The sequence below is a fragment of the Pseudomonas sp. NY15354 genome (assembly GCF_048068075.1).
Lineage (GTDB): Bacteria > Pseudomonadota > Gammaproteobacteria > Pseudomonadales > Pseudomonadaceae > Aquipseudomonas > Aquipseudomonas guariconensis_C.
The window spans coordinates 16,994-38,193 of sequence record NZ_JBLUPV010000004.1; the positions used below are offsets into that span (position 1 = coordinate 16,994).

Consider the following 21,200-nt stretch of genomic DNA (forward strand, 5'->3'; position numbering starts at 1 on the left):
CTCAGACCTCGGCCCAGCGGCGCAACAGGTTGTGATAGGTGCCCGTCAGTTGCAGCAACGACGGGTGGTCCGGCACATCGGCGGTGAGCTGCCGGATAGCGTTGTCCATGTCGAACAACAGGGCGCGCTGGCTGTCCTCGCGGACCAGGCTTTGGGTCCAGAAAAACGCCGCATAGCGCGCCCCACGGGTGACCGGATTGACCTTGTGCAGGCTGGTGCCGGGATACAGCACCATGTCGCCTGCCGCCAGCTTGACCTGCTGCACACCATAGGTGTCCTGGATCACCAGTTCGCCGCCGTCGTAGCTGTCCGGGTCGCTCAGGAACAATGTGGATGAGACATCCGTGCGTATCCGCTCGGGGCTGCCCTTAGGCTGGCGCAGCGCATTGTCGATATGAAAGTCGAAATTGCCGCCTTCGCGATAGCAGTTGATCAGCGGCGGGAAGACCTTGTGCGGCAAGGCCGCGGACATGAACAGCGGATTGTGCCACAGGCGATCGATCAGGGCGCTGCCAATCTCCTTGGCCAGCGCGTGCCCTTCGGGCAACTGCAGGTTGTGCTTGGCCTTGGCCGACTGGTAACCCGCGGTGACCTTGCCATCGGCCCAGTCCGCCTGCTCCAGCGCCTCACGGATGCGGGAGAGCTCGTCGGCATCGAACAGGCCGGGAATGTGAAGCAGCATGACGGCGGCACCTTGGTAGGTAGGAAAGCCATCAATGATATTGATTCCCTTTTACACCGCACAAGCCCCGTCGCGCATTAAGACGCGCCAGCGCTCGGAAACCGTAAAGAGAAATTGTAAAGATTGTAAATTTTGTGCGACTGTTAACGATTCTCAATTGAGACTCACAATTGCTTACATTAAGATCCGCAGACTTCAAACCTTGGGGAAGGTTCATCGAAATGCGTCACGTGCCATCTGCTGTGAGTTCACCACGTCTGCTCGTCTCCGCCATCGGCATGGCGATCACCGCCACTTCTGCCTATGCGGCTGATCCTGCTGCCAATAACGCCATTACCCTGGATGCCACCAGCGTCAATGGCAAAGCCGAGCAGGCCAGCACCGACTACAAAGTCGAGAAGGCCTCGTCGCAGAAGTACACAGCACCGCTGGTGGATACACCACGCTCGATCACCGTGATCCCACAACAAGTCATCAAGGACACCAACGCCCTCACCCTGCAGGATGCCCTGCGTACCGTGCCAGGCATCACCTTTGGCGCTGGCGAAGGTGGCAACCCTCAGGGCGACCGTCCGTTCATCCGTGGCTTCGACGCCCAGGGCGATACCTACCTCGATGGCGTGCGTGACACCGGCGCCCAGACCCGCGAGATCTTCGCCGTCGAGTCGGTGGAAGTCGCCAAAGGCCCGAACTCCGCCATCGGCGGCCGCGGCGCGGCGGGTGGCACCATCAACCTGGTGAGCAAGCGCGCTCACCTGGGCAACTCGTTCGACGCAGGCTACACCTGGGGCAGCGACCAGACCCAGCGCTACACCCTCGACGGCAACTACCAGTTCAGCGATACCGTTGCCGGTCGCCTTAACCTGATGACCCACGACAGCAAGGTCGCCGGTCGCGACAAGGTCAACTACGACCGCTGGGGTATCGCACCGTCCCTGGCCTTCGGCCTCGGCACCCCGACCCGCGTGAACCTCGACTACTACCACCTGGAAAGCGATGACCTGCCAGATTCCGGCATCCCTTACAGCATCCCGCGCGCAGGCAGCAACGCCCGGACCTCGGCTCATCCTGACAAGCCGGTCGATGGCGGTGACAGCGACAATTTCTACGGTCTGACCGGGCGCGACTTCCGCAAGACCCGCACCGATATCGCGACCATCGCCGTCGAGCACGACCTGAGCGACTCGCTGACCATCAAGAACACCCTGCGTCACGGCAACAGCATGCAGGACTACGTCCTGACCCAGCCTGACGACAGCGCCGGCAACGTGAACAACAACGGCGTATGGCGCCGCGCGAACACCCGCGTGGGCAACACCGCTACCACCACCAACCAGACCGACCTGTTCGGCGAATTCTTCGTGGGCGGCTTCAAGAACAACTTCTCCACCGGTGTCGAGTTCACCAAGGAAGATTCGGACCGCCAGAGCTACAAGGTCACCCCCAACAGCAAGATCGAGGATTGCACCGGTCCAAGCCATGGCGGCAGCTGCACCTCGCTGAGCGATCCGAACCCGGACGATGCGTGGGACGGCACCGTGGAGCGTAACTACGCGGGCACCAAGACCAGCAGCAAGACCCGTGCGATCTATGCCTTCGACACCCTGGAGCTGACCCCCCAGTGGCTGTTGAACATGGGCCTGCGCTATGACCACTTCGACACCAAGTTCCGTGGCTACAACGCCGATGGCTCCACCGTCGTGAACAAGGACGGGACCCTGAACAAGGGTCGCGACAAGAGCGAGTTCTTCACTGGCCAGTTGGGCCTGGTGTGGAAACCGGCGGACAACGGCAGCATCTACGTCTCCTATGCCACCTCCGCGACCCCGCCAGGTGCCATGCTCGGTGAAGGTACCGAAGCCAACCCGCTGTCGGGTACCGCGAACCGTGGTGGTCAGATCCTGAGCAGCGACATGGAGCCGGAAGAGACCACTAACTACGAGATCGGCACCAAGTGGGACCTGCTCGACGAGCGCCTGTCGCTGGCCGCTGCCGTGTTCCGTACCGAGAAAGACAATGCCCGCGTCCAGGTCGACACCACCAGCTACGAGAACGTCGGCAAGACCCGCGTGGACGGTATCGAACTGTCGGCCAGCGGCAAGCTCACCGACAAGTGGCAGGTCTTCGCAGGCTACACCTACCTGGAAGCTCGCCAGGTCGATGGCGGCCCGATGGGCAAGGCCAACGACGGCAACCAGTTGCCGAACACTCCCAACAACAGCGCAAGCCTGTGGACCACTTACTCGATCACGCCCAAGCTGACCGTCGGTGGTGGCGCCTTCTACGTGGATGATGTCTACGGCAACGTCGCCAACACCACCATGGTTGACAGCTACGTGCGCTACGACGCCATGGCCGCGTACAAGCTGACCAAGAACATCGACTTGCAGCTGAACGTGCAAAACCTCACCAACGAGGTCTACTACGACAAGGCGTATTCCACACACTTCGCCAACCAGGCGGCAGGCCGCACTGCCCTGCTGACCACCAGCGTCCACTTCTAAGCACGCTGGTCGAAAGCCCCGCTCACCTTTCCGGTGACCGGGGCTTTCGCGTACCAAGGCATAATGCACGCCGCGCCTCGCCCGGCGCCCAGACAAGGTGAACGATGTGGTGAAGAAGTCGCTGTTCCAATTGCACTGGTTCTTTGGCATCACCGCCGGCCTGGTGCTGGCATTGATGGGGATCACCGGGGCGGTCTACTCCTTCCAGGAAGAACTGCTGCGCCTGTTCAACCCGGACGTACTCAAGGTCCAGGTGCGCGAGGAAGGCGTGCTGCCACCGACCGAGCTGGTGCGCCGAGTCGAAGCCGCCCAAGGCGATACCGTCTCGATGCTGTGGGTCGACACCCGCGATGGCAACGCCGCGCGGATCTTCTTCCAGCCGCCACCGGGCCAGCGTCGCGGCGAAATGCGTTATGCCGATCCCTACACCGGCCAATTCCAGGGCGAAGTCACCGGGCAAGGCTTCTTCAACCTGATGCTGCAGTTGCACCGCTTTTTGGCCATGGGCGACACCGGCCGGCAAATCACCGGCGCCTGCACCCTGATGCTGGTGTTCTTCTGCCTCTCGGGCCTGTACTTGCGCTGGCCACGCCAGGCGCTGAACTGGCGAGCCTGGCTGACACTGGAGTGGGCCAAGAAAGGCCGCGCCTTCAACTGGGACCTGCACGCCGTCGCCGGAACCTGGTGCCTGCTGTTCTATCTGCTGTTCGCCTTGACGGGCCTGTTCTGGTCCTACGAGTGGTACCGCGAAGGCTTGAACAAACTGCTGGCCGACGCCCCCACCGCCGGGCAGCAGCACAAGCGTGGCGAAGGCCGTGGGCGCCACGGCCCGCAAAAGCTCGACAAGAACGCACCGCCTTTGGTGGTGGACTACGACGCCATCTGGACCAGCCTCAAGGAGGCCGCAGGCCCCAGCCTTGTGAGCTACAACCTGCGCCTGCCGCCTGCCGGTGGGCAGCCGGCCACGCTCTTCTACCTGCTCGAGGGCGCCGATCACGAACGCGCCTTCAATACCCTGACGCTGGACCCGGCCACCGGCCAGGTGAAACGCCATGAGCGCTACACCGAAAAGTCGTTCAAGGCGCAGTTGCTGCAAAGCGTCTATGCCCTGCACGTAGGCAGCTACTTCGGCCTGCCAGGACGGATCATCGTCACCGTGGCCAGCCTGACCATGCCGCTGTTCTTCATCACTGGGTGGCTGCTGTACCTCGACCGTCGGCGCAAGAAGCGCCAGGTACGGGCGGCGCGCAGCTCAGTATCCAGTGCCAAGGCGAGCGCCGACAGCTGGCTGATCGGTTTCGCCAGCCAGAGCGGTTTCGCCGAACAACTGGCCTGGCAGAGTGCCGGCCAATTGCAAGCGGCCGGCCTGCCGGTGCAGGTCCGTCCATTGGCCGAGCTGGGTGAAAGCGACCTGCAACAGGCCCGTCGCGCCCTGTTCGTGGTGAGCACCTTCGGCGACGGCGAAGCCCCTGACAGTGCCCGCACCTTCGAGCGCAAGGTGCTGGGCCAACCGTGGGCGCTGAACCACTTGAACTACGCGGTGCTCGCGCTGGGCGATCGCCAGTACCCGCATTTCTGTGGCTTCGCTCGCAGGCTTCAGGCCTGGCTGGGCGAGCGTGGCGCCACCCGCGCCTTCAGCCCGGTAGAGGTGGACAACGCCGACCCCGCCGCCTTGCAGCAGTGGCAACAGGAGCTCGCCCAACTGACCGGAGCCCAGCCGGTGACAGCCTGGCAAGCGCCGTCGTTCGCCAATTGGACGTTGCGCCAGCGCCAATGCCTGAACCCTGGCAGCCAGGGCGCACCGGTCTACCTGCTGGGGCTTCAGTCAGACCAACCTCAGACCTGGGAAGCCGGCGATCTGGTGGAAGTCCTGCCGCGTAACGGCCAACCGCGCATCGACGCCTTGCTCGCCGGGCTGGGCCTGGACGCAACGACACCGGTGCGACTGGACGGTCTGGATGAGCCCCTCGGCCAGGCCCTGGCCACTCGCCAGTTACCGCTGAGCCGAGAGCATCTGGTGGGCCTGCACGCCCAGGCATTGGTCGATGCCTTGATTCCCATCACCGCACGGGAATATTCCATTGCCTCGATCGCCAGCGACGGCGTTCTGGAGCTGATCGTGCGCCAGGAGCGACGCCCCGATGGCACCTTGGGCCTGGGCTCGGGCTGGTTGACCGAATACCTCCCGCTGCAGGGCAACATCAGCCTGCGCCTGCGCCGCAACAGCGGCTTCCGCCTCCCGGATGCGCCTGCACCGATGATCCTGATCGGCAACGGCACGGGCCTTGCCGGCCTGCGCAGTCTGCTCAAGGCGCGTATCGCCGCTGGCGAGCGGCGCAACTGGTTGCTGTTCGGCGAGCGTAACCGCGCCCATGACCTGCTGTGTGGCGACGAGCTTCAAACCTGGTTGGCCGATGGCGACCTGCAACGACTGGACCTGGCGTTTTCCCGCGACCAGGCGGAGAAAGTCTATGTACAGGATGTGCTCTTGCAGCAGGCCGAGACGCTCAGCCGCTGGATAGCCGACGGGGCATGTGTCTATGTCTGTGGCAGCTTGCAGGGAATGGCCGCTGGGGTGGATGCGGCGCTCAGTGGCATCCTCGGGGCCGAGGTGGTGCAGCAACTGATCGAGGACGGGCGGTATCGGCGGGATGTGTATTGATCCCAAAGGCGCCCCTTTCCTGGCGCAAGGCCGCTCTTGCAGGAGACCGCAATCCCCTGTAAGAGCGGCCTTGCGCCGCGATGGGCTGCCAAGCAGCCCCTAGGTCTCAATGCAGCTCGAAGGTATCGGCATCCAGATTGGCCGGGAAGCGCGCACGATAGGCCGCCAGGTCCGCCGCGCTCAGCACCGCCGTGAACACTCCATCGGCCTCGCCGGCACTGAGCAGGCTCTCGCCCTGGAAATCCAGCACCTGGCTGTCGCCGGAATAGGCAAAGCCCTTGCCGTCGGTGCCGACACGGTTCACCGCCGCCACATAGCACAGGTTTTCGATCCCCCGCGCCGGCAACAGACGGTTCCAGTGCTGACGGCGTGCGGCCGGCCAGTTGGCGGTATACAGCAGCAGGTCGGTGTCCTGGGCATCACGGCTCCACACCGGGAAGCGCAGGTCGTAGCAGATCAGCGGACGCACGCGCCAGCCCTTGAGCTCGAACTGCACCTGGCGCTCGCCCGGGGTGTAGTGCCGATGCTCACCGGCCATGCGGAACAGGTGGCGCTTGTCGTAATGCAGGATCTCGCCATCGGGCCGTGCCCAAAGCAGCCGGTTGCGGTGGCTGCCATCTGCGGCCTGGATGATCACGCTGCCGGTGATCACCGTATCGAACTTCTTGGCCTGGGCCTTGAGCCACTTGTAGGTCGGCCCATTCTCGGGCTCGGCGAGGCTTTCGGACTCCATGGAGAAACCGGTGGTGAACATCTCGGGAAGGATCACCAGATCCGCTTCACCGACCTGGGCCAACAGCTCTTCGAAATGCGCATAGTTGGCCTCGCGGTCGTGCCAGGCCAGGGTTGTCTGCACCAGGGCGACTTTCAGATTGGGCAGTTCACTCAGATCGCGCATAGTTTTTCCGCCGCCTGACGCAGCGTCTCCTCACGTTTGGCAAAGCACAGGCGCACCAGGCGTTGCTCGGGGATGGGTTGCTGGTAGAACACCGAAACCGGAATGGTGGCCACGCCGTGTTCACGGGTCAGCCACAGGGACATCTCGACATCGCCCAGATCCGGGCGGATCTGCGAATAGTCCACCAGTTGGAAGTAAGTGCCTGGCGTGCGGGTGAAGGTGAAACGCGAGTCCTGCAGCAAATCGCAGAACAAATCGCGCTTGGCCTGATAGAAGCCCGGTAGTTCATCCAGGTGCTGCGGGTGCTCAGCCATGTAGTCGGCCAAGGCACACTGCAACGGCGTCACGCCGCAGAAGTTGACGTATTGGTGGACCTTGCGCAGCTCCGCGCTCAAGGCCGGTGGCGCCACTACATAGCCGGTCTTCCAGCCGGTGACGTGATAGGTCTTGCCGAACGAGCTGATCACGAACGCGCGCGAGTACAGCTGCTCATGAGCCAATACGCTGGCATGGCGCACGCCGTCATAGATCAGGTGCTCATAGACTTCGTCGCTGATCAGGTAGATATCGCGGCCTTCGATCAGACGCGCCAATTGGTCCAGGTCCTCACGGCTGATCAAGGCGCCGCTGGGGTTGTGTGGCGAGTTGAGGATGACCATGCGCGTTCGCGGCGTCAGCGCATCGCTGAACTTCTGCCAATCGATACGGAAATCGCCATCGCAGAGCTGCACATGCACGCAGCGCCCGCCGGCCAGTTCCACGGACGGCTCATAGCTGTCGTAGGAGGGGTCGAAGACGATCACCTCATCACCCGCCTGAATCACCGCCTGGATGGCACAGAAGATCGCCTCGGTGGCACCCGGCGTGATGGTCACCTCATGATCGGCATCGACCGTGGCGCCGTACAGACGCGCGATCTTGGCCACCACCTGCTGGCGCAAGGCTGGCAGGCCGGTCATCGGCGAGTATTGGTTATGGCCGGCCATGACATGGCGGCACACCGCGTCGAGCAGCGCCTGGGGCGCGTCGAAGTCAGGGAAGCCTTGGGACAGGTTGAGCGCACCGGTCTGCACAGCGAGCTGCGACATGGTGGTGAAGATGGTCGTGCCGACGTTCGGCAATTTGCTGCGGATCATGAAGCCCTCTTTCCTGAACACTGCATTCGGCACGGGGTAGAGGCCGAGCATAGCGGATCGAGCGGTCAGGAAAAAGGTTGAAACAATAGGGGGATTGCCTTGGGTCAACAGGCCTCTTCACGGGTGAGCCCGCTGCCGCAGGTATTGCATCGCGCTCAATTGCGATGCGCTACCTACGGCAGCGGGCTCACCCGCAAAGGGCCGCAGAGCGCCCCCAATAGGCCTACTTGCGCTTGTCCTTGCGCTTCTTCTCGGCCTTCTTGTGGTGCGACATCAGGCGACGCTTCTTGTTGACCTGACGATCAGTGAGGGTGTTCTTCTTGCCCTCGAACGGGTTGTCGCTGCCCTTGTACTCGATGCGAATCGGCGTACCGACCAGCTTGAGCACCCGGCGGTAGGTGTTTTCCAGGTAACGCGAGTACGACCGCGGGATCTTGTCGGTCTGGTTGCCGTGGATCACGATCAACGGCGGGTTCGCGCCACCCAGGTGGGCATAGCGCAGCTTGATGCGGCGACCGTTGACCATCGGCGGCTGGTGCTCGCTGATGGCATCCTCAAGGATCTGGGTCAGGCGGCTGGTCGGCCAACGGGTGACCGCCGACTTGAACGCAGCCTGCACGGATTTGTACAAATGGCCCACACCGGTGCCGTGCAGCGCGGAAATGAAGTGGATGTCGGCGAAGTCGACGAAGAACAGCCGACGCTCGAGCTCCGTCTTCACGTAATCGCGCTCGCTCGGCTCCATGCCGTCCCACTTGTTCAGCGCGATAACGATGGCGCGACCTGCTTCCAAGGCGAAGCCCAGCAGGTTCAGGTCATGGTCGACCACGCCTTCGCGGGCGTCCATGACAAAGATCACCACGTTGGCGTCCTTGATCGCCTGCAGTGTTTTGACCACCGAGAACTTCTCGACTTCCTCGTGGATCTTGCCGCGCTTGCGCACCCCAGCGGTGTCGATGAAGGTGTACTTCTCGTCATCACGCTCAAACGGGATGTAGATACTGTCACGGGTGGTGCCCGGCTGGTCGTAGACCACCACGCGCTCTTCACCGAGCATGCGGTTGACCAGGGTCGACTTGCCGACGTTGGGGCGGCCGATGATGGCGATCTTGATGCCATCCTTCTCGCTCGGGCCAGGAATACGCGCGGCCTCTTCCCCTTCGGCGACGTCTTCGTCGAGGGCTTCCTCGACCTTGTCGCGCGGGATGTGGCCCAGCACGCTTTCCATCAGGGCGTTGATGCCACGGCCCTGGGAACCGGCTACGGGAATGGCATTGCCCATGCCCAATGGCGAGAACTCGGCGCGGGCGACGTCCGCATCGATGTTATCGATCTTGTTGGCGACCAAGATCGCCTCTTTGTTCCGCTTGCGCAGGTGCTCGGCGATCATCTGGTCGGCGGCGGTCATACCGGCGCGGGCATCGACCAGGAACAACACGTAGTCGGCTTCTTCGATGGCCATCAGCGATTGCTCGGCCATCTTCTCGTCCATGCCCACTTCGTCGCCGGTGATACCACCGGTGTCGATCAGGATGTACGAGCGACCCTGCCAGGTGGCATCACCATACTGGCGGTCACGGGTCAGGCCCGACAGGTCACCGACGATGGCATCGCGGGTCTTGGTCAGGCGGTTGAACATGGTGGATTTGCCGACGTTCGGCCGTCCCACCAGGGCGATTACGGGAACCATGCGGCTCTCCACTCTTGAATTCTTGAAAATGCAAAGGCCGCTGCAAGGCAGCGGCCGGAGTTCGTGCGGCGCATCATGCGCCGCGGCTCGAGACCGTATCCGGCCTCAAGCTTAGCTTCAGCGGATGGTCAGTGCCTCGAGTTTGCCGCTGTTGCCGAAGACATAGATGGTGTCGCCGACCACCAGGGGACGTGCGCGCAGGCCATCGCTGTCGATTCGCTCGCGACCGACGAAGCGACCATCGACCTGGCTGAGCAGGTGCAGGTAGCCCTCGAAGTCGCCCACGGCCACGTAGCTGGAGAACACTTCCGGCGCCGACAGCTGACGGCGTGCCATGGAGTCGTTGGTCCACAGGGCGCTGGACGAGCGCTCATCGACGCTTTCCACGGTGCCCGACGCTTCGCTGACATAGACGTTGCCGAAGCCTTGAGCGACACCGACGTAGCTGGAGGCATCGCGCTGCCACAGCACACGGCCGCTTTCCAGGTCCAGGCCCGCGACGCGGCCCTGGTAGGTGCTCACGTACAGGGTGCCACCGGACAGCAGCAGGCCGCCGTCGATGTCTACCACGCGATCGAGCTCCGAACGGCCCTGCGGAATGGCCACGCGGCTCTCCCACACTGGCACGCCGTTGCGCACATCCACCGCGACCACCTTGCCGGTGGACAGGCCGGCCACCGCCAGGCGGTTGGTCACCACCGGCGCACCGGTGCCGCGCAGGGTCAGTACGGCCGGGGTGTTCTCGTAGATCCACAGGCGGTCACCGGTGGCCGCGTCGAGGCCGATCAGGCGGTCGTCCTGGGTCTGCACCACCACCACGTCACCGTTGTTGGCAGGCGGCGCCAGTACTTCGCTGGTCACCCGCGAACGCCAGCGCTCTTCGCCGGTGCTGGCATCCAGGGCAATGACTTCGCCCTTGAGGGTGCCGAGCATGACCAGGCCGTAACCCACACCAACCGCGCCGGAGACCGACAGGTCCAGGTCCTTTTTCCATACCACGTCGCCATCGATGCGGTTCAGGGCCATGACCCGACCGTTGACGTCGGAGGCGTAGATACGGTCGTTCTCGATGGCTGGGACCAAGGTGTTGTAGGTCTCACCCTGGCCGTCGCCGATCGAGCGGCTCCACTGCTTCTTGAGCACCACTTCCTCGGTGAACTTGGTCAGCTCGGCCGGGGGCAGTTCCTTCTTGCTGTTGCTGCTGCAACCTGCGGCCAGAACGGCCAGGGTCAGCACTGCTGCTTGTTTCCAACCGATCACGTCAGGCGTCCCCTTTGGCCAGGTCATCCAGCTTCAGTTGCAGGCCACCGACCGCGGCGTCATCGGACAGCGCAGCCTTGGCTTTTTCATAGGCGCTATGGGCATCGTCGGCACGCCCCAGCTGGACCAGCAGGTCGCCCTTGAGCTCTTCGCGACTGGCCAGGAAGGCCTTATCGGCATCGCCGTCGAGCAGCTTGAGGGCGTCTTCGGCTTTGTCCTGGGCGGCCAGCACACGGGCCAGGCGTTGACGCGCAATCTCGCCCAAGGTGGCGTCGGCCGGCTTGTCCATCACGCTCTTGAGTTCGGCGGCGGCGTCGTCAAGCTTGCCGCTGTCGACCGCGACCTTGGCCACGAACAGGCTGCCGTATTGGGCATAGGCCGAGCCACCGAACTCGCTCTTGAGCTTGCCGGACAGCTCCGCGACCTTGGTCGCGTCTGGCTGGCCACTTGGCGTCAGGCTGGTTTCCAGCAGGGCCTGGTACAGGGCCGAGGCGCCTTGCGACTGGTTGTTCTGGTACTTGTGCCAGGTCTGCCAGCCCATCACCACCACGCCAGCCAGCAGGGCACCGGTCAGCAGCGGCTTGCCGTTGCGGTTCCACCAGTCCTTGGCTGCGGCCAGGCCATCATCATCGGTACTCGACACCCCAATACTCCTTTTCAGCAATTCGGCTGTTTGACCCTGTCACGCCTGCGCGACAGCGGCTTGCAGGTGCTCGGCCAGAGCATCCCAGGCAATGTTCTGTTGTTCGCCCTGGCCACGCAGGGGCTTGAATCCAATCACTTGCTGCGCCAGCTCGTCATCACCGAGGATCAGGGCAAACAGGGCCCCGCTCTTGTCGGCCTTCTTGAACTGGCTCTTGAAGCTGCCGCCACCGGCGTTGACCGCCAGGCGCAGACCCGGCAGGCGATCACGCAGGGCCTCGGAGAGACGCAGGCCGGCCAGCTCCGCCTGCTCGCCGAAGGCGCACAGGTAAACGTCGATCTGACGGCTGATGGACTCGGGCACCTTGCCCAGGGTCTCCAGCAGCAGGATCAGGCGCTCGATGCCCATGGCGAAACCAACGCCGGGGGTCGGCTTGCCGCCCATCTGCTCGACCAGGCCGTCATAGCGGCCACCGGCACAGACGGTGCCCTGGGCGCCGAGCTTGTCGGTGACCCACTCGAACACGGTCTTGCTGTAGTAGTCCAGGCCGCGGACCAGCTTGGTATTGATCACGAACGGAATGCCGGCAGCATCCAGGCGAGCCTTGAGCCCCTCGAAATGCACACGGGACTCTTCGTCCAGGTAATCTTCGAGCTTCGGCGCGCCGACCAGTACCGCCTGGGTACCTTGGTCTTTGCTGTCGAGGATGCGCAGCGGGTTGCTCTTGAGGCGACGCTGGCTGTCTTCGTCCAGTTGCTCGAGACGTGCCGACAGGAACTCGACCAACGCATCGCGGTAGCGTGCGCGGGCCTCGCTTGTGCCGAGGCTGTTGAGCTCCAGTTTGACCGCGTCCTGGATGCCCAACAGGCCCCACAGACGCCAGGTCAGCATGATCAGTTCGGCATCGACATCCGGACCTTCGAGGTTGAACACCTCGACACCGATCTGGTGGAACTGGCGGTAGCGGCCCTTCTGCGGACGCTCGTGGCGGAACATCTGACCGACGTACCACAGCTTCTGCACCTGGCCATTGCCGGTGATGCCATGCTCGAGCACGGCGCGCACGCAGGCTGCGGTGCCTTCAGGACGCAAGGTGAGCGAGTCGCCGTTACGGTCCTCGAAGGTGTACATCTCTTTTTCGACGATATCGGTGACTTCACCGATCGAGCGCTTGAACAGCTCGGTGAACTCGACGATCGGCGTGCGGATCTGGCTGTAGCCATAGTTATCCAGCAGGCCGGCCACGGTACCCTCGAAGTAGCGCCACAGGGGCGACTGGTCGGGCAGGATGTCGTTCATGCCACGGATGGCTTGCAGCGATTTGCTCACGAAAAGTCCTTACGAATCTGGGTATCAGCCGCGGGCGATCAGCGCCGCGTCGGCCTCGGCCTTTTCGGCCGCTTTCTGGCGGATGAGTTTTTCCAGCTCATCGACCAGGTTGTCATTGGTCAGCTTCTGCGACGGCTTGCCGTCGATGTAGACCAGGTTCGGCGTACCGCCGGTCAGCCCCACGTGGGACTCCTTGGCTTCGCCCGGGCCGTTGACCACGCAACCAATCACGGCCACGTCCAGCGGTACCAACAGGTCTTCCAGGCGCCCTTCCAGCTCGTTCATGGTCTTGACCACATCGAAGTTCTGCCGCGAGCAGCTCGGGCAGGCGATGAAGTTGATGCCGCGCGAACGCAGGTGCAGCGACTTGAGGATGTCGTAGCCGACCTTCACTTCCTCGACCGGGTCGGCGGCCAGGGAAATGCGAATGGTATCGCCAATGCCTTCGGCCAGCAGCATACCGAGGCCAACGGCGGATTTCACCGTCCCCGAACGCAGGCCACCGGCTTCGGTGATGCCCAGGTGCAGGGGCTGGACGATCTGCTTGGCAAGCAGGCGGTAGGCTTCCACGGCCATGAACACGTCGGACGCCTTGACGCTGACCTTGAAGTCCTGGAAGTCGAGACGATCCAGGTGCTCCACATGACGCAGTGCCGACTCGACCAGCGCTGCTGGGGTCGGTTCGCCGTATTTCTTTTGCAGGTCCTTTTCCAGGGAGCCGGCGTTGACGCCGATGCGGATCGGGATGCCGCGGTCACGGGCGGCGTCGACCACCGCACGCACACGGTCCTCACGGCCGATGTTGCCCGGGTTGATGCGCAGACAGTCGACGCCCAGCTCAGCCACGCGCAACGCGATGCGGTAGTCGAAGTGGATGTCGGCGACCAGCGGCACGCTGACCTGCTGCTTGATTCGGCCGAACGCCTCGGCAGCGTCCATATCCGGTACCGACACACGGACGATATCGACGCCGGCATCGACCAAGCGCTGGATCTGCGCGACGGTGGCGGCGACGTCATTGGTATCGGTGTTGGTCATGCTCTGCACCGCGATAGGGGCATCGCCACCCACCGGTACATTGCCGACCCAGATCTTCCGGGATTCGCGACGTTTGATCGGAGATTCGCCGTGCATGGTTACTGTCCCAACTTCAGGCGAGCGGTCTCGCCACTGGTGAACGGAGCTACGTCGACCGGCTGGCCGTTGTAGCTGACCTGGGCGCCACGGGCAAAGCCCAGGCGCACCGAGAACGGCGGCTTGCCATTCAGGTCGAGGCTGTCGCCCTTGCGTTTGATGGCGCTGAACAGCACCTTACCGTTGCCGTCAGTGACCTGGGTCCAGCAATCGGCGGTGAACTGGATTTGAACCTTGGCGCTGCCTGCCGGCACTTCGGCCGGGGTCGGCGCGGCAGTGACCGGTGCATTGACAGCAGGCGCGACAGGGACAGCCGCGGCGGGCACGACAGGCGCAGCAGGTGCCACAGGCGCATTGGCGGTCGGGACTGCGGCTGGAGCCTGGGGCGCCGGCGCGGCTACGGGGGCTTCGGTCGTGGTTGCCGGTGCTTCGCTGCTGATCGCAGCCTCAGGGCTGGAGCCCTCGGTGGCCTGTTCGAGCGGCAGCGGCGCGGCTTCGGGCTGCTGGCCTTCGGTCACGGCCTGGTCTTCTGGCTCGTCCAGCGGATGGATCTGGGTGGTGCCATCGGCACTCTCGACCTCGACATGCTCAAGGGCGATCTTGGCCAGGTCCTTGCCGCGCAGGCTGCTCTGGTCCTGCCACCAGAAGAAGCCACCGCCGACCACGACCACCAGCAAGAGCAGGCTGACCCCGCGCAGAATGTTGTGCGACAGGCGCACCGGCTCTTCGATCCGGCCCAACGAGTGGACCTCGCTTCCCTTGGCGTGGGTACCGGTGTAGTGATCGAAGGCCTCGACCAAAGGCGCCTGGTCCATGTCCATCAGCTTGGCGTAGGCACGGATGTAACCACGGGCGAAGGTATGCCCTGGCAGCTTGTCGAAGGCGCCGTTTTCAAGGTTGTTCAACGAACTTAGCGTGAGGTTGAGCTTACGGGCCACCTCGGCTTGCGACCATTCCCGGCTCTCGCGGGCCTGGCGCAAGACCTCACCGGGATTCTGGCGAGTCGCTGCTGCTACTTCGGGGTGCGCGGCTTTCATCGTTGCTCCGACAGGTATTGCTGATATTCCGGCGTACCGGGATAAAGTCGTTGTAATTGCTGGCCCAGTTCGGCCACGGTGCCTGGCTCGTCGAATGCCTGGGCAAGGCGGCTGCCCAGTAACAGGCTACGGGCGCTCGGGTCGCTCAGCTGGCTGAAACGATCGTAGTAGTCCCGGGCCGGCACATAATGCCTGTTTTCGTAGGACAACTCAGCCATTTCGAGCAACGCCTTCGGTTGCCGCGGATTGAGTTGCAGGGCTTTGACCAGGTATTCATGCGCCTGGTCCCGACGCTCGAGCTTCAGAGCCACCAGGCCCAGGTTCTCGTAGACCCGCGAGCGCTCAGGATACAGGGTATCGACGGCGGCTTGGCGAAACATCTGCTCGGCCTTGGCAAATTGCCCCTGAGCATAAAGGAAACTGCCGTAATTGTTGCGAATCCGGGTATCCCCCGGCCGCGCCGCCAGGGCTTTGTCGAAATGCGCCTCGGCCAGGGCCGGCTCGCCCTCGGCCTGGAGTACCAGCGCCAGGGCGGCATGGGCATCGGCGTCGTTGCCGTTGAGTGCCAAGGCCCGCACCAAAGGCGCCTTGGCCTGGCCAGTCAAACCCTGTTGCAAATAACCCAAGCCCAATTGCACGTAGGCCCGCCCGGCCTCCTCGCGCCCCTGGCGACTGGTCAGAGGGTCACCCGACCCACCGGACACGCAACCAGCCAGCAGCGAAAGCGACAGGATCGACAGCGCGACGCGCAAGGTCATGGGCGGATACCGTCAGTGACGCGGGGCGTTGTCTTGGCGCTCTGCGTCGGCGCTCAATTGGCGCACGGCGATGTAGCGCTCGCTACGGCGGGTGCGGTCCATGACCTGGCCGACCAGCTGACCACAGGCAGCGTCGATGTCTTCGCCACGGGTAGTGCGGGTGGTGACGTTGAAGCCACCGTGATGCAGCAGATCCTGGAAGCGGCGGATGGCATTGTTGCTCGGCCGCTCGTAGCCCGAATGAGGGAACGGGTTGAACGGGATCAGGTTGATCTTGCACGGCACATCACGCAGCAACTCGATCATCTGGGCGGCATGCTCAGGCTGGTCGTTGACGTCCTTGAGCAGGGTGTACTCGATGGTGAGCACGCGCTTGCCGCCCAAAGTCGACATGTAGCCCATGCACGAGTCCAGCAGCATCTTCAGCGGGTACTTCTTGTTGATCGGTACCAGTTGGTTGCGCAGTTCGTCGTTGGGCGCGTGCAGCGACAGCGCGAGGGATACGTCGATGTGCTTGGCCAGCTCATCGATCATCGGCACCACGCCCGAGGTGGACAGCGTGACGCGGCGCTTGGAAATGCCATAGCCCAGATCGTCCATCATGATCTTCATGGCGGCGATGACATTGTCGAAATTCAAAAGCGGCTCGCCCATGCCCATCATGACCACGTTGGTGATGGCGCGGTCGATCTTGGCCGGGACGGTACCGAAGGATTTGTTGGCGAGCCACACCTGGCCGATCACTTCGGCGGCGGTGAGGTTGCTGTTGAAGCCTTGCTTGCCGGTGGAGCAGAAACTGCAATCCAGGGCGCAGCCGGCTTGCGACGAAACGCAGAGGGTGCCGCGATCGTCGGTAGGGATGTAGACGGTTTCGACGCAGCTGCCGGAAGCAACACGGACCACCCACTTGCGGGTACCGTCGGCGGAAATGTCTTCACTGACCACTTCCGGCGCCCGAATCTCGGCAACGGCCTCGAGCTTTTCGCGCAAGGCCTTGCCGACATTGGTCATGGCGGCGAAATCATCGACGCCAAAGTGGTGAATCCATTTCATGACCTGACCGGCACGAAAACGCTTCTCTCCGATGGACTCGAAGAATTTTTCCATTTCCTGCAGGGTCAGGCCCAACAGGTTGATCTTGCCAGTCATGTCACTCATGGAATCACCCAAGACCTGCTTCGCTTAGCGAATGCGGTCGCACAGCTCGGTAGCGGAGAAGAAGTAAGCGATTTCGCGGGCAGCCGAAGCTTCCGAGTCGGAACCGTGGACAGCGTTCTCGTCGATGGAAACGGCGAAGTCGGCGCGGATGGTGCCGGCAGCAGCTTCTTTCGGGTTGGTGGCGCCCATCAGCTCACGGTTGGCCAGAACGGCGTTTTCGCCTTCCAGAACCTGAACGATGACTGGGCCCGAAGTCATGAAGGCAACCAGGTCAGCGAAGAAGCCGCGCTCTTTGTGCTCAGCGTAGAAGCCTTCGGCTTCGGCTTTGGACAGTTGCTTCATCTTCGAAGCGACGACGCGCAGGCCGGCTTTCTCGAAACGGGTGGTGATTTCGCCGATGACGTTCTTGGCAACGGCGTCAGGCTTGATGATGGAGAAAGTACGTTGAACAGCCATGGATAACTCCAGAAAATTGAGTGTTGCGAAAAATTAAACCCGCGAATTATACGCGGGTTCCAGGGGATTGCCTAACCTGCAGGTGACGCTCAGTCGGCTTCTTCGATCCAGGCCGCCTGGATGGCCTCGAGCACTTTCTCACCGCCGCGTGACGGATCGTCGCTGAATTCTGGCAAAGCCAGCACCCAGCGGTGCAGATCGACGAAATTCACATAACGAGGATCGACGTCCGGCTTGCTTTCCGCAAGCTGGATGGCGATCTCAAGTACATCAATCCATTTCAGGCTCATGCTGAAACCTCAGTGCGGCGCTTCGGCGGCGTGGTTGAGCGAATACTTGGGGATCTCGATGGTCAGGTCTTCTTCCCCGACGATCACCTGGCAGGCCAGGCGCGATTGCGCCTCCAGGCCCCAGGCCTTGTCCAGCATGTCCTCTTCCAGCTCATCGGCCTCTTCCAGCGAGTCGAACCCCTCGCGGACGATGCAATGGCAGGTGGTGCAGGCGCAAACGCCACCGCAGGCACTCTCCATCTCGATGTGGTGCTCGTGGGCCAGCTCCAGGATATTGGTGCCTGGCTCCACCTCCACCACCAGCCCATCCGGGCAGAACTTCTCGTGCGGCAGGAAAATCACCTGGGGCATCGGTTACTCCTCGATCTCATTCAGGTTGCGCCCGGCCAGTGCGGCTTTGACCGTCGAATCAAGGCGACGGGCGGCAAATGCATCGGTCACCTGCGACAGACGCTTGGTCTGTTGCTCGATGGCCGCGCCATCGGTGCCGCTGAGCAAATCACGCAATTCTTGCATCTGGTACTCGATCGCTTCGCGCTCTTCGCTGCTGAGCAGTCGGTCACCGTCGGCATCCAGGGCACCCTGCACCGCTTCGAGCAGGCGTTCGCCGTCGACCTGATGCTCGCGCAGCTGGCGCGCCTGCTTGTCGGAACCTGCATGCTCGAAGGAGTCCTTGAGCATGCGGGCAATCTCGCCATCGGTCAGTCCGTAGGACGGTTTGACCTGGATACTGGATTCCACGCCAGAGCCCAGTTCGCGAGCCGAGACACTGAGCAAGCCATCGGCATCCACCTGGAAGGTGACGCGGATCTTCGCCGCGCCCGCGACCATGGCCGGGATGCCGCGCAGTTCGAAGCGCGCCAGCGAACGGCAATCGCTGATCAGCTCGCGTTCGCCCTGCAACACGTGGATCATCATGGCCGACTGGCCATCCTTGTAGGTGGTGAACTCCTGCGCGCGGGCCACCGGAATGGTCGTGTTGCGCGGGATCACCTTTTCCATCAAGCCGCCCATGGTCTCAAGACCCAGGGACAGCGGGATGACGTCCAGCAGCAGCAATTCGCCACCTTCGCGGCGGTTGCCGGCCAAGGTGTCGGCCTGGATGGCAGCACCGATGGCAACCACCTGGTCCGGGTCGATCGATGTCAGTGGGGTACGGCCGAACAAGCCCCCGACAGCCTCACGCACACGAGGTACGCGGGTCGAGCCACCGACCATCACCACCGCACCGACCTCCTCCAGCTCAATGCCACTGTCGCGCACAGCGCGGCGGCAAGCCTTGAGGCTACGAGCGATCATCGGCTCGATCAGTGCGTCGAAACCGGCACGGCTCAATTCACCCTGCCAATCGCCATGACGCACGCTGACGACATCGGCGTCGGTCAGGGCTTCCTTGGCAGCACAGGCAGCCTGCAACAGCTGGCGCTGGGCGGACGGATCGAGGTCGGAAGACAGGCCCGCCTGCTCGATGATCCAGCCAGCGATCGCGTGATCGAAATCGTCCCCGCCCAGTGCGGTGTCGCCACCGGTGGCCAGCACTTCGAAGACACCGCCGGTCAGGCGCAGGATGGAGATATCGAAAGTGCCGCCGCCCAGGTCATAGATCGCCACCACGCCTTCGGCGTTTTGGTCCAGCCCATAGGCAACGGCTGCGGCGGTAGGCTCGTTGAGCAGACGCAGCACGCTCAGGCCGGCCAGACGCGCAGCATCCTTGGTGGCCTGGCGCTGGGCATCGTCGAAATAGGCCGGGACGGTGATCACTGCGCCCACCAGCTCGCCCCCGAGGGTTTCCTCGGCACGCTGGCGCAATACCTTGAGAATGTCGGCAGACACTTCCACCGGGCTCTTGGGCCCCTGGACAGTGTCGATGAACGGCATATGCGACTCGCCGCCGACAAAACGGTATGGCAGTTGCTCGCCCAATTGCTTGACGTCAGCCAGGCCGCGCCCCATCAGGCGCTTGACCGACAGAATGGTGTTGAGCGGGTCGCTGGAGGCCGCTTCGCGCGCAGCCAGGCCGACTTCGCTGCGACCTTCGAGGTAGCGTACCGCGGACGGCAAAATGACGTTGCCCTGCGCATCGGGCAGGGGTTCGCTGCGACCACTGCGCACGGCAGCGACCAGGGAGTTGGTGGTGCCCAAGTCAATCCCCACCGCCAGGCGACGCTGGTGCGGCTGAGGGCTTTGACCGGGTTCGGCGATCTGCAGTAGGGCCATGCTTATCTGAGTACCTTAGGCGTCGTCACGGGCAACGCCGGGGTTAATCGTCGAGGCGCTCTTCGAGTTGGCGCACTTCCTGGGCGAGCTTGTCGAGGAACTGCATGCGGCGCATCAGGCGCTCGGCCCTGTCGCGCTCGGCAGCCACGTCCCAGCAGGCGGCAAAGTCCTCGTTAAGCGTCTCCTGTGCCGCCTTCAGGCGCTTCTTGAACACCGCCACACCGTCAAGGTCGGCTTCGTCCTGCAGCTCTTCGAGCTCTTCGCGCCACTGCATCTGCTGCAGGAGGAAGTCCGGGTCACGCACGGTCACTTCCTGGGGCACTTCATGGCCACTGATGGCCAGCAGGTAACGAGCACGGCTCGGTGCGCTGCGCAGGGTCTGGTAGGCGTCGTTCAGTGCCGCCGATTTTTCCAGCGCCACGCGCTGCTCACGCTCGGAGGCATCGGCGAAACGGTCCGGATGGACCTCGCGGGCCAACTCGCGGTAGCGGTTGGCCAACTTATCGAGGTCCAGACGGAAGCCAGGCTGGAGGTCAAACAGAGCGAAATGGCAAGGAGTACCCACGTCAAGCCTCAGACATTGAAGCTTTCGCCGCAGCCACATTCACCGCGCACGTTGGGGTTGTTGAACTTGAAGCCTTCGTTCAACCCTTCCTTGACGAAGTCCAACTCGGTGCCATCGAGGTACACCAGGCTCTTCGGGTCAATGATGACCTTCACGCCATGGTTCTCGAACACCTGGTCTTCGGCAGCCAGTTCATCGACGAACTCCAGCACATAGGCCAGGCCCGAGCAGCCGGTGGTGCGCACGCCCAGGCGGATGCCTTCGCCCTTGCCGCGCCCTTCGAGGGAACGCCGCACGTGGTTGGCGGCGGCTTCTGTCATGCTGATAGCCATCGGAACTCTTTCCTCAACGTCAGTGACCTTGCGACAGGCGACTTAGAGCAAGCCTTTCTTCTGCTTGTAATCGCGCACGGCCGCCTTGATGGCGTCCTCGGCGAGTACGGAGCAGTGGATCTTCACCGGCGGCAACGCCAGTTCTTCGGCCAGCTGGGTGTTCTTGATGGTCTCGGCTTCGTCCAGGGTCTTGCCCTTCATCCACTCGGTGGCCAGGGAGCTGGAGGCGATGGCCGAACCACAGCCATAGGTCTTGAACTTGGCGTCTTCGATGACGCCCTGCTCGTTGACCTTGATCTGCAGACGCATGACGTCACCGCAGGCCGGCGCACCGACCATACCGGTGCCGACATCCGGATCATCGGCGTTCATCTTGCCGACGTTGCGTGGGTTTTCGTAGTGGTCGATGACCTTTTCACTGTATGCCATGGTGCAATTCCTTCCTCATC

20 protein-coding genes are annotated in these 21,200 nt (G+C 63.1%); 2 read left to right on the forward strand and 18 right to left on the reverse strand.

Annotated features, from left to right (window positions below):
• Position 1: 1 nt before the first annotated feature.
• Positions 2-682: a Fe2+-dependent dioxygenase gene (locus tag ACNFCH_RS05340; protein WP_337157989.1), complete on the reverse strand. Its 681-nt coding sequence runs from the start codon at positions 680-682 to the stop codon at positions 2-4.
• A gap of 221 nt (positions 683-903) precedes the next feature.
• Here ACNFCH_RS05340 and ACNFCH_RS05345 point away from each other — a divergent pair, with 221 nt between their 5' ends.
• Together ACNFCH_RS05345 and ACNFCH_RS05350 are read left to right on the forward strand one after the other, a co-directional pair.
• The gene (locus ACNFCH_RS05345; RefSeq protein ID WP_196163706.1) at positions 904-3,186 is read left to right on the forward strand and encodes a TonB-dependent receptor; all 2,283 of its coding nucleotides are present in this window, start codon (positions 904-906) and stop codon (positions 3,184-3,186) included.
• A 106-nt stretch (positions 3,187-3,292) separates the two neighbouring features.
• Positions 3,293-5,848: a PepSY domain-containing protein gene (locus ACNFCH_RS05350; protein ID WP_416742395.1), complete on the forward strand. Its 2,556-nt coding sequence runs from the start codon at positions 3,293-3,295 to the stop codon at positions 5,846-5,848.
• Between the two features lie 106 nt (positions 5,849-5,954).
• On the opposite strand, the gene ACNFCH_RS05355 is transcribed toward ACNFCH_RS05350, so the two are convergent.
• The 17 genes from ACNFCH_RS05355 to iscU all read right to left on the reverse strand — a co-directional run bounded on the left by ACNFCH_RS05355 (position 5,955) and on the right by iscU (position 21,180).
• Positions 5,955-6,746, reverse strand: coding sequence for an amidohydrolase (locus ACNFCH_RS05355; RefSeq protein WP_196163708.1), 792 nt, complete (start codon positions 6,744-6,746; stop codon positions 5,955-5,957).
• Positions 6,734-7,882 (reverse strand): pyridoxal phosphate-dependent aminotransferase, encoded by a 1,149-nt coding sequence (locus ACNFCH_RS05360; RefSeq protein WP_416742396.1) that lies wholly within the window; start codon positions 7,880-7,882, stop codon positions 6,734-6,736. Before ACNFCH_RS05360 ends, ACNFCH_RS05355 begins: the two co-directional genes overlap by 13 nt.
• A gap of 223 nt (positions 7,883-8,105) precedes the next feature.
• Positions 8,106-9,572, reverse strand: coding sequence for a ribosome biogenesis GTPase Der (gene der, locus ACNFCH_RS05365; protein ID WP_070093054.1), 1,467 nt, complete (start codon positions 9,570-9,572; stop codon positions 8,106-8,108).
• Between the two features lie 117 nt (positions 9,573-9,689).
• Positions 9,690-10,832 carry an outer membrane protein assembly factor BamB gene (gene bamB / locus ACNFCH_RS05370; protein WP_196163710.1) on the reverse strand — a complete coding sequence of 381 codons (1,143 nt, stop codon included), beginning with the start codon at positions 10,830-10,832 and terminating at the stop codon, positions 9,690-9,692.
• Position 10,833: 1 nt separating this feature from the next.
• Positions 10,834-11,475, reverse strand: a complete 642-nt coding sequence (locus tag ACNFCH_RS05375) for a tetratricopeptide repeat protein (RefSeq protein ID WP_196163711.1) — start codon at positions 11,473-11,475, stop codon at positions 10,834-10,836.
• A gap of 39 nt (positions 11,476-11,514) precedes the next feature.
• Positions 11,515-12,804, reverse strand: coding sequence for a histidine--tRNA ligase (gene hisS, locus ACNFCH_RS05380; protein WP_337157979.1), 1,290 nt, complete (start codon positions 12,802-12,804; stop codon positions 11,515-11,517).
• Positions 12,805-12,828: 24 nt separating this feature from the next.
• Positions 12,829-13,938 (reverse strand): flavodoxin-dependent (E)-4-hydroxy-3-methylbut-2-enyl-diphosphate synthase, encoded by a 1,110-nt coding sequence (gene ispG / locus ACNFCH_RS05385; RefSeq protein ID WP_043208105.1) that lies wholly within the window; start codon positions 13,936-13,938, stop codon positions 12,829-12,831.
• A 2-nt stretch (positions 13,939-13,940) separates the two neighbouring features.
• On the reverse strand, positions 13,941-14,975 hold the full coding sequence (locus tag ACNFCH_RS05390; RefSeq protein ID WP_337157977.1) for a RodZ family helix-turn-helix domain-containing protein: 1,035 nt from the start codon (positions 14,973-14,975) through the stop codon (positions 13,941-13,943).
• Positions 14,972-15,733, reverse strand: coding sequence for a type IV pilus biogenesis/stability protein PilW (pilW, locus tag ACNFCH_RS05395; protein WP_416742397.1), 762 nt, complete (start codon positions 15,731-15,733; stop codon positions 14,972-14,974). Before pilW ends, ACNFCH_RS05390 begins: the two co-directional genes overlap by 4 nt.
• A gap of 12 nt (positions 15,734-15,745) precedes the next feature.
• Entirely contained in the window at positions 15,746-16,891 is a 1,146-nt protein-coding gene (gene rlmN, locus ACNFCH_RS05400; RefSeq protein WP_196163715.1) for a 23S rRNA (adenine(2503)-C(2))-methyltransferase RlmN, read from the reverse strand.
• A 24-nt stretch (positions 16,892-16,915) separates the two neighbouring features.
• Positions 16,916-17,347: a nucleoside-diphosphate kinase gene (gene ndk, locus ACNFCH_RS05405; RefSeq protein WP_023382208.1), complete on the reverse strand. Its 432-nt coding sequence runs from the start codon at positions 17,345-17,347 to the stop codon at positions 16,916-16,918.
• 89 nt (positions 17,348-17,436) lie between these two features.
• Positions 17,437-17,637 (reverse strand): Fe-S cluster assembly protein IscX, encoded by a 201-nt coding sequence (gene iscX / locus ACNFCH_RS05410; protein WP_023382209.1) that lies wholly within the window; start codon positions 17,635-17,637, stop codon positions 17,437-17,439.
• A 9-nt stretch (positions 17,638-17,646) separates the two neighbouring features.
• Positions 17,647-17,988, reverse strand: a complete 342-nt coding sequence (gene fdx, locus ACNFCH_RS05415; protein WP_043208095.1) for an ISC system 2Fe-2S type ferredoxin — start codon at positions 17,986-17,988, stop codon at positions 17,647-17,649.
• 3 nt (positions 17,989-17,991) lie between these two features.
• Complete coding sequence (gene hscA / locus ACNFCH_RS05420) at positions 17,992-19,854, reverse strand: Fe-S protein assembly chaperone HscA (RefSeq protein ID WP_070093062.1); 1,863 nt, start codon at positions 19,852-19,854, stop codon at positions 17,992-17,994.
• A 43-nt stretch (positions 19,855-19,897) separates the two neighbouring features.
• Positions 19,898-20,419, reverse strand: a complete 522-nt coding sequence (gene hscB, locus ACNFCH_RS05425) for a co-chaperone HscB (protein WP_196163717.1) — start codon at positions 20,417-20,419, stop codon at positions 19,898-19,900.
• Positions 20,420-20,427: 8 nt separating this feature from the next.
• Complete coding sequence (gene iscA / locus ACNFCH_RS05430) at positions 20,428-20,751, reverse strand: iron-sulfur cluster assembly protein IscA (protein ID WP_043208089.1); 324 nt, start codon at positions 20,749-20,751, stop codon at positions 20,428-20,430.
• Positions 20,752-20,793: 42 nt separating this feature from the next.
• Positions 20,794-21,180 carry a Fe-S cluster assembly scaffold IscU gene (gene iscU / locus ACNFCH_RS05435; protein ID WP_043208088.1) on the reverse strand — a complete coding sequence of 129 codons (387 nt, stop codon included), beginning with the start codon at positions 21,178-21,180 and terminating at the stop codon, positions 20,794-20,796.
• Positions 21,181-21,200: the final 20 nt, after the last annotated feature.